General features: G+C 44.1%; 8 protein-coding genes and 1 pseudogene. 1 reads left to right on the plus strand and 8 read right to left on the minus strand.

Translation table 11 applies throughout. The features are described 5' to 3' along the window. Window positions 1-207 precede the first annotated feature (207 nt). The 6 genes from J7545_RS04755 to uraH form a co-directional block, all read right to left on the minus strand. Window positions 208-1,851 carry a DUF3352 domain-containing protein gene (locus tag J7545_RS04755; RefSeq protein WP_318701860.1) on the minus strand — a complete coding sequence of 548 codons (1,644 nt, stop codon included), beginning with the start codon at window positions 1,849-1,851 and terminating at the stop codon, window positions 208-210. A 101-nt stretch (window positions 1,852-1,952) separates the two neighbouring features. Continuing rightward, entirely contained in the window at window positions 1,953-2,363 is a 411-nt protein-coding gene (locus J7545_RS04760; protein WP_318701861.1) for a biopolymer transporter ExbD, read from the minus strand. 67 nt (window positions 2,364-2,430) lie between these two features. Beyond that, window positions 2,431-2,646, minus strand: a complete 216-nt coding sequence (locus tag J7545_RS04765) for a hypothetical protein (RefSeq protein WP_318701862.1) — start codon at window positions 2,644-2,646, stop codon at window positions 2,431-2,433. A gap of 223 nt (window positions 2,647-2,869) precedes the next feature. Beyond that, window positions 2,870-4,663, minus strand: a complete 1,794-nt coding sequence (locus J7545_RS04770) for a metallophosphoesterase family protein (RefSeq protein ID WP_318701863.1) — start codon at window positions 4,661-4,663, stop codon at window positions 2,870-2,872. Window positions 4,664-4,688: 25 nt separating this feature from the next. After that, entirely contained in the window at window positions 4,689-5,189 is a 501-nt protein-coding gene (gene uraD / locus J7545_RS04775; RefSeq protein WP_318701864.1) for a 2-oxo-4-hydroxy-4-carboxy-5-ureidoimidazoline decarboxylase, read from the minus strand. 186 nt (window positions 5,190-5,375) lie between these two features. Further along, window positions 5,376-5,738, minus strand: a complete 363-nt coding sequence (gene uraH, locus J7545_RS04780; RefSeq protein WP_318701865.1) for a hydroxyisourate hydrolase — start codon at window positions 5,736-5,738, stop codon at window positions 5,376-5,378. Between the two features lie 101 nt (window positions 5,739-5,839). On the opposite strand from uraH, the gene J7545_RS04785 reads away from it, so the two are divergent. Beyond that, a complete protein-coding gene (locus J7545_RS04785) occupies window positions 5,840-7,318 on the plus strand; it encodes a CIA30 family protein (protein WP_318701866.1) in 1,479 nt (492 codons plus the stop codon). 207 nt (window positions 7,319-7,525) lie between these two features. On the opposite strand, the gene J7545_RS04790 is transcribed toward J7545_RS04785, so the two are convergent. Beyond that, a complete protein-coding gene (locus tag J7545_RS04790) occupies window positions 7,526-8,026 on the minus strand; it encodes a hypothetical protein (protein ID WP_318719209.1) in 501 nt (166 codons plus the stop codon). Window positions 8,027-8,205: 179 nt separating this feature from the next. Further along, window positions 8,206-8,340 (minus strand): annotated as a pseudogene (locus J7545_RS04795) (cupin domain-containing protein); the annotation flags it as partial. Window positions 8,341-8,573 lie beyond the last annotated feature (233 nt).

Here is an 8,573-nt window from a genome sequence, read left to right on the forward strand (position 1 = left end):
GCTGCACCGTGTCAATCAATTTCAATACTTTTTTTCGTCAGCATAAATCCCTTCACTTAATTCTCACTTGATTCGGCAGAGTGACAAAAGAGGGGTATTGGCTAGAATCTGATAATGCTCTGGTAGAATCAGCTTCAGTTAACAAAATGTAAGGACAAGGTAATGTTGTGTCTTCATTTGCTAATGATAATCATCGATCGCTATCCCTTACCGACGTTCACTGCCAGTATTCAAAAAGATATCGGCTTGCCGCTCTTGGGCATCGCCATAACTGGCTATAGCGACCGATTCTAAGGGGTCAAAGAGAGGCTTGGCTGCCAATTCTACGAGCCTTAACAGGGGAATTTGACGTTCGAGGGGTTTTTGAGCCGATCGCCAATTGATAAAGAAATAGCCCTGGTTGACTTCTGGTAAAGGGGCAATACTAGCTTGAAAGAGGGCATTGGTTGCCAGGGAATTGCCGGTTGCTTTAGCTTTCAGTACCCGATCCATGGCAGCAATAGAGGAAGTAATAATCTCATACTGGTTCAGTGTGGTATGCACCCCTTGCACTTTGGCTTTTAATACCCGACTTTTAGCGGTTTGTTCTCCATCGGTTACTGGATCGGCGATTAATTGTGTCCAAGCGACGAGGGTTTGATCGTCTAACTGAAATGAGCCAATACTAAAGCCTTGCTGGTTAAGAATTTGATCCAAACGATCGCTTAAACTCTCTCCCGTGTTTTCGCGAATCACAATCCAATCTAAATCCCCTTCTGCTTCATCGGGTAAAAAGGCGATCGCGAATTCTCCTTCAATCGCATCGAGAATATCGGCTTCCACATCTAATTGCCATTGCTTCCCCCAGTCAAGCAAGGGTTGGCGAATAATCTCGGCAATGTTGCCATAACCAGCAGTTTCTGTTTGCATCTGTTGCCAAAACTGACGCAAATTCACCCCATCGATCGCTAAATAACTGCTGGAAGGGAGATAGGCTAATAAGGAAGAGGAGTTTAAGGGCGCTTCTGCTCCTTCAAGCAACGCTGGATCGGTGGGTAACCAATGGGTTTGGGCTAAAACTCCTTCCGGTTGCAACTGTACCGCCATTCCCAAGGCTTGATACATGGGATGATCGACTTCCATGCCCAACTTTTGGGCTAACCTGGGGAGATTCAGCCAGGAGATCGCCTCCCTCTTCTCGCTATTGAGTTCTTGTAACTCTTGATAGTCTGGGGTTGCGCCTAAACTCAGCTCGGCAACTTGCACATTATTGATGGCTTCTTTGAGAACTTTAGGATGATTGGCTAATAATACAAACCGCGATCCGACAACGGTTGTAGAAATCTGGTTTTCTTCTCGGCTATAAATTAATTGTGTGCCTTTGTAGGGTTCAAATACTAAATCTTGGCCGGCGATCGCCTCCCGTTGCCAATATACTTCTAATAATTCTTGGGAAAGCTGGGTATTTTTCGTTGGTAACACCACTAAATAACCCGGTTGTTGTCCATTCTCCCCCTGGCGATCGACATCCGTACTCGTCATCGCCCAAATTCCACCCCCATCGAGCCAAGGCTGAATATCCTGCTTATAGTCCAATCCGGTATTATCAAGGAGAGTATTTTGTAGTAGTTTGTCTGGCCGATCTAATCCTTTTATCTGCGATAACACCTGCTCCGGTTTCTGGGATAATGACACGACTACTGGCGCTTGTTTAGAGATAAACCGAGCTGCTTCCAACGCTTCCACTGCCGACGAATCTCCCGAAACCGGCGATCGGGCACATCCACTTAACCACAATACCAATCCACAGGCGACCAGGGCAGATACTTTTAATATTGTTTTACCCCATTGGGCGATCGGGGCTAGATTCATGATTTCCTCACCATTACGACTCGATGAGCCAAGCCCCATCATACTATATAGGGCACTGCCTTGGTAATGGGTAATCGGTAATGGGTAATGGGACGTAATTTTTAATTTCTCATTGCTTCAGTGGCGATCGCCAAACGAATCCCTTGAATGGTTCTGAGGCGATCCATTACTTCGATTACTCGTTTATGGGCGATCGCTTCATCAGCTTTGAGCGCCACTAACTGGGTTGATTTCCCCTGCATTAACTGAACCACCCTTGCATCCAGTTGCTCTAAAGGAATTATTGTTTCATCTAAGCCTATCTTGCCTTGAGCATTAATCGAAACAGTAATGTGCTCTTGCTGTTGAACTTCTCCCGTTCCTGCTTCCGGCAAATTAACCGGTAACCCCTCATTACGGGTTAAAAACAGCGTCCCAATCATGAAAAACGTCAAAATTGAGAAGATCGCATCAATCATCGGCAAGATGTTGATTTGAGGCGGCAGATCGGGATCGTCATCAACTAAACGCATGAATTACAGTCTAGGTCAATTACCACTCCTAGTGTAATGCACGTAAAACTAGGGAAGCCAATCAAGCTTAGATTGTTGTTTTCACCCATCCTCGCTTAATCGCATGACGCAAACGAGCGATCATATCTAACTCTTCTGCTGCCAGCCTAGAGGAGGTAGCCGAGGACTCTAAGCGATGATACTCATCCGAACTAATGAAACCTGTGCTATAAATTCTAGAGACTTTTTCCACTAAATCTTCTTCACCAAACAGATTAATACCAGATGAATCTAAGAAACTCATGATTCTCTCTCCTGAGAACTACTAGAGACAAATTTAACACAATGGTCAGCCCTTCATTAGGACTTTTAATCAACTCTTAATCAGTGTGAAAATAACCCTCCTTTTTTTCACAATCTTTTGTTTTATGTAGCGATTACTTCAAACCACATGAAAGATTGAGAGGGAAATTAACATTTATTTACTAATATTAATAATATTCTCTGATTTGTGAAAGCAGTCTATTTTATCCTTGACGACGAATCGAGAATTCATCGAACTTAACCACATTAGAATCTAGCTCACGGGTATCAAAGAAATAGCTACTGACGGTTGCTGTTTCCGTGTCTAAAATACTAAATACCGTTATATTGTTACTAGCAATATAGGGTAAGAGTTGGTTATTTTCTCGGAGTGGCGCTAGGCTAGGAATCATCGGCTCTAAGCCATTCGGATCGCCCACAGGAGAATATTCGGGTTGATAAGCAGGGGGCACATAACGGCGAGATTCCCCCCTATACGCACCATAAGTATTACCGACATTAGACGTTTCTAAAAAGTTCATGCCTCTCGGGCTAACAAACCGGTTCCATAGATGGGAATGACCATATAATACGAGGTCAACGTTCGCTTCTTCTAATAAGGGGATTACATCTCGGATAATATAATCCTTTTCTTTTGGATACTCGTAGCGAATGACTAAGGGATTGCCAGCCCCATCTCGATCGATAATTTGCACCGGATCGGTATAAGCCGGCACAACATTTTCTCCCAGAGAATGGGGGGGATGATGGAACATGACAATTTTATATTTTGCCTTTTGAAATTCCGGTGAATTTAATTCTGCTTTTAACCATTCATATTGGGGACTGCCCGGAGCTATGGGTTCAAAAATATGTTGCCCGTAGCCCCAATTTTGGGGTTGATTTAAGTCTCGATCGCGCTCTCGAAAGCGTCCTTGAGTATTGGCTGATAAATTCGGCGATCGCCACATATTCGTAATTTGGGGAACCACCAACCGAATATCCCCAAAGCTGACCGCATAATATCGGCCATTACCTGGACTTTTGGGTAAACTAAAAATCTGTTCGTAAGTATCGCTATTAAAGCTATGGTTTTTAATCCAATCTTCTTTGATATTTGCATCGCCACTGGGATTAATCCGATCGGCTTGCCGTTCATAATCCGCTTGTGCTGCTTGGTGAGGATAAGAACCATTAAATTGATCGTTTAATCCGCGCTCTTCAGACCATTTTCCCATAATTTCATGATTGCCCAAGGCTGGAAATAGGGGCGCATTTTGGATTAAAGCAGCTCCTGTATAGGTCGTTGTTATTCCCTCTTTTTCTAGGTCATGATTTGCCCGTCCTTGCAGGACTGGGAAAAAGGCATTTCCTCGTTTATCATCAAACCACTCGGAAGCTCGATCGGCAATATCAACCAAATCCCCAGCAAAGAAAATAGCATCAACCGATCCGATGGTTTCCCCCACTTTCTGGATATTTGCCGCAGTCATGGGTTTATGCTGATGGTCGGATGTCAGTAAAATTTTTAATGGAGTTCCGGGTTGGGGAGTGGGGGCTAAGGTGAAGCGATCGCTGCGAAGTTCCTGATGATTATCATGGACACTAATCGCTTCATAGGGCAATTTTTCTCCAGGAATTAAGCCCGTAATTTCCCCTTCATGTCGCCAAATATCTCGAAGTACCGGAAACTCTCCTTGCTCCTCTAGCAAAGTTTCGTCAAGATGGGAAACCTTATCCTCACGGGTGCGCGCTAACTTCGTCGTTATTGCCTTCACTTGACGCTCTAAATTGTTCCCATAAACCACCCGATGCTCAGTTCCCGGAAATGGGGTAAACCAAACCACCCGCACCGTACTTTCAGTGGGGAATTGTAAAAACGGATCGGTGAGTAGATATTCAGGAAACCTAGAAAAAGGAGGAGAGATAAATGTACCACTAAGCCAACCTAAAGCGATTAGCACCAACGTGCTAATCAGCAGAATTATACCGTTATTCCACCGCCGACTTCGACCCATAGGTTCAAAACCCAAATTTTAACGTTTAGTTAACCACTCGATCGCCCAACCGAAATTGTACAATCTTAGTAATCTCATCTAGCGCTTGTTCTCGCTCCGCTTGCCAACTGTGATTTAATCGTTCTTCAAAAGCCTTTAAAATTTTATCTTGAGTTTGTCCTTTCACCGCCATAATAAAGGGAAACCCAAACTTATCCTGATAAGCTTGATTCAAAGATATAAACCGATCGTACTGTTGGGGACTCAAGCGATCCAATCCTGCACCTGCTTGTTCGGCGATCGAATCTGGAGCCATTTTTACTCGACTCCCCAAATCAGGATGAGCTTGAATTAACGCCATTTTTTCCGCATCACTCAACTCCAGCATCTGGGAGATGAAGCTTTGATAGAGATGTTCTGTATCTCGAAATGGCCTCTTTTTCCAAGTTTGAGCTGCAAGGGTTGGCGTATCTTCAAAGACACTACCCAAAGCCTCCACAAAATGCTCTTGACTCATTTGATTAACTTGCGCGATCCTATAGGTCATTAGCTCTAGGTCATTAGCTCATCATGAAAAATTAAGACTGTGTACATTTTACCAACTAAAAAGTGTAGGATGCCACTAATCTAAGAACGCTATTTATGATCTATGCTAAGAAAAGGTTGGAACTCGGTTTCCCCTATTCCCTATTCCCTATTCCCTATTCCCTATTCTCTATTCTCTATTCCCTAATTAACTTCCCCGATAAGTTGCATAAGACCAAGGAGACACCAACAAAGGTACATGATAATGACTATGGGGATTAGACACTCCAAACTGGATGGGAACCTGATCCAAGAATACCGGCTCTGGTAAATTTCCGATCGCGCGCTGAAAATAATCACCGACAAAAAAAACTAATTCGTAAGTGCCAACTTCCAACTCACCCTCTTCCAATAAAGGAACATGGGTTCTGCCTTGCTCATTGGTTTTCGTCTGTTTGAGCAGGGTTTTAATCGGCGACTTGCGATCGACTGCCCATAACTCCAATGCCATTCCCACAGCGGGAGAACCTTGCGCCGTATCTAATACATGAGTTGTTAATTGACCAACCATATCCTCATCCTGACTCCATTTCCTAGGTTACTCAATCTTCCATTCATTTTGCCTTCCTCCGTTAATATAAACAAGAAGAGCAATCTACACAGCGTAAGAGAATGGCTTCTAAAACTCGCGTTCAGGGTAGTCGGAAACCCTGGGATTTCAATCGATTGATTGACACTCTAAACACCTTTGAAGTGTTTCCGATTCTCAGTAGTCTTCAGCGTGGGTTACGAACCCTCACCGGACAACCTCAACTGCCAAAAGGACGAGCTATGGGTACAATTCTAGTTGTTGGAGCCACGGGTGGAGTCGGAAAACGGGTTATTCGCCGTTTAGTCGAACGTAAGATACCCGTCCGCGCTCTGGTGCGTGATGCCAAACGAGCAGAATCTATTTTAGGTAAAGGAATTGAATTATTTGAAGCGGATTTAACCCTTTCCGAAACCCTGAAACCAGAAATGATGCAAGATGTCATTTCTGTTATTTGCTGTTCGGGTACTCGCGTGCAACCCGTCGAGGGTGATACCCCCAATCGTGAGAAGTATTATCAAGGGGTAAAGTTCTATCTGCCGGAAGTGGTAGATAGTCCAGAAATGGTGGAATATAATGGCATGAAAAATCTGATCCGCAGGGTAGATCCTTACCTAAGTCGGGCAGATGAACAGATGATTTTCGATTTTACCAATCCTTCATCCAGTTTGAAGACCACTTGGGGAGTGATTGATGATGTGGTGATGGGGGGAATCAGTTCGAGCGAACTACGCATTACGCCGAACTATGGTTTATTCACGGGTGAAGTTTCTACTGCTAACTCTGGGGGATTTGTTTCCATTCGCACAAAGAACTTTGAACCTTGTCTGAATCTAGCTGGATATGAAGGGATTAGTCTGCGAGTACAAGGGGATGGTAAGCGTTATAAGTTTATTCTGCGTAATGAGGCTCGATGGGATGGGATCAGTTATTGCTATTCCTTTGAGACCCTCAATAATACTTGGATGACGGTGGATATTCCGTTCGATCGCCTGATTCCCATTTTTCGCGCTAAAACCTTGCCGAGTGCCCCGCCATTTGACCCCAGTCAGACCTATGCTATTCAACTGATGCTCAGTAAATTTGAGTATGATGGAGGTCTCAATCCTCAGTTTTCTCCAGGACGCTTTGGTCTAGAAATTGGCTCCATCCGCGCCTATGGAGGGCCGAAGTTACCGAAATTCGTGCAGATTAGTTCCGCAGGAGTGACTCGTCCAGGAAGACCGGGGTTAAATCTGGATGAGGAACCGCCAGCCGTGAGACTCAACGATCAACTCGGTGGCATTTTAACGTGGAAGTTGCGAGGCGAGGATGCGATCCGAGAAAGTGGGATTCCCTATACTATTATTCGTCCCTGTGCCTTAACTGAAGCACCAGGGGGCAAGCGTTTAGAAGTGGCTCAAGGGGATAATATTCGCGGTCAAGTTAGTCGTGAGGATATTTCCGAATTGTCTATTCAGATGTTATTCCAACCCCAAGCCTGTAATTTAACGTTTGAGGTAAGAGCAAAAGAGGGTGAGGAAATGCAGGATTGGGATCAAGTGTTGGTCGGTTTAAGTTGAGGGGAGATGGGAATTTGAATGATAAATTCGGTTCCCTTTCCTGGAGTAGGGTGACATAGATTTCTTCCTAAGGAAAGTTTATCTTTAATACTAGAACTCTGACAGTATGGCTGAGGGAGCGATCGCTGAAATACTCCCTTGCTAGTACCGTAGATTACGGGTTTAGTGAATAAAAGTCAGTTTAAATGACTAGAGCGCTTCTTTAATTTAATGATGAATTCTTAATATTTCGCTGAGATCTTGACAAGCGCGATTGGCTTCTAACCAAAAAGCACACCAGAAGATAAAGAGAACGATGAAGGGTAAGGGAATAAACAGCAGGGTTTCTAGACCAACATCTTCTGAGAATAAGGCAGCGAATAGAAATAAGAGTGAAGCGCTACCCCAAGATGAACCCCAAAAGATCAGAAAAATACTAACCATGGGATGTAAACTCAAGGTAATATGAACTGCCGTTCCATTCGGTAAAGATTCAAATCGTCCTCGAACTTGGGGTAAAAAAGAATTGCGATAGTGAATGACTCGCCGAATTTTAAAGCCATCTTCGGAAATCGTACCGCAATAGGGAGCATGATTAGGAGGCACTCGCCATTGCCAGATCTTGGGGGCTTCAATATGAGGCTCTAGGTGACCGATAACTTCGGCTACGGAGGCTGGAGTTTCCAGGGTAAAGCGATCGTAAGGTAAAATTCTCATAAGGACGGCCATCCGGCTTAAAATTAAATATATTCAAAAGTAGATCGCAACAGAAAAATCGATCAGTCCAGAGTGCTGAGATAATGAGCAATTAGACCGTTTAGCCGATCTGATCGAAAGATGCAGAGTGAGGGGACTGTTGCACAAAACCGGGTTTTTAACTCCCAAAGATTCATTAAACCAATTGAATTTTAGGTGGGTAAGTGACCTGTTTTAGCGTAAAGTAGACAACCTTCCTGACTAAAAGGTGAATGGATATAGGTTCCAGCCCCGTAATTTCCGTGTTCGTCTGAGAAAACACCCTCCAAAGCTAAAAATTCTTCCCCACCACCATGGGTTCAAATCCCGTAGCCCCCTCTTCTAAAGCGTTTAACACCGAGAGTTTCATCCGAGAATAGCGGAACCAAAGCCCGCTGCTACACCTAATTTGCACCTAAAACCACCATAGCGTCCCCAAAATGAACGGGCAAAAGATAGGTCAGAGAAATGGAGAAAAATTATAGATAAAAGCATTGCCATAGAATTTCATCTATAAGCCAATCACATGACCATCACATAA

The organism is Roseofilum sp. SBFL (genome assembly GCF_017746885.1).
Lineage (GTDB): Bacteria > Cyanobacteriota > Cyanobacteriia > Cyanobacteriales > Desertifilaceae > Roseofilum.

Coding starts and splice junctions, on each gene's coding strand:
- J7545_RS04755 (WP_318701860.1), bottom strand. CDS start 1,851: ATGAATCTAGCCCCGATCGCCCAATGGGGTAAAACAATATTAAAAGTA.
- J7545_RS04760 (WP_318701861.1), bottom strand. CDS start 2,363: ATGCGTTTAGTTGATGACGATCCCGATCTGCCGCCTCAAATCAACATC.
- J7545_RS04765 (WP_318701862.1), bottom strand. CDS start 2,646: ATGAGTTTCTTAGATTCATCTGGTATTAATCTGTTTGGTGAAGAAGAT.
- J7545_RS04770 (WP_318701863.1), bottom strand. CDS start 4,663: ATGGGTCGAAGTCGGCGGTGGAATAACGGTATAATTCTGCTGATTAGC.
- uraD (WP_318701864.1), bottom strand. CDS start 5,189: ATGACCTATAGGATCGCGCAAGTTAATCAAATGAGTCAAGAGCATTTT.
- uraH (WP_318701865.1), bottom strand. CDS start 5,738: ATGGTTGGTCAATTAACAACTCATGTATTAGATACGGCGCAAGGTTCT.
- J7545_RS04785 (WP_318701866.1), top strand. CDS start 5,840: ATGGCTTCTAAAACTCGCGTTCAGGGTAGTCGGAAACCCTGGGATTTC.
- J7545_RS04790 (WP_318719209.1), bottom strand. CDS start 8,026: ATGGCCGTCCTTATGAGAATTTTACCTTACGATCGCTTTACCCTGGAA.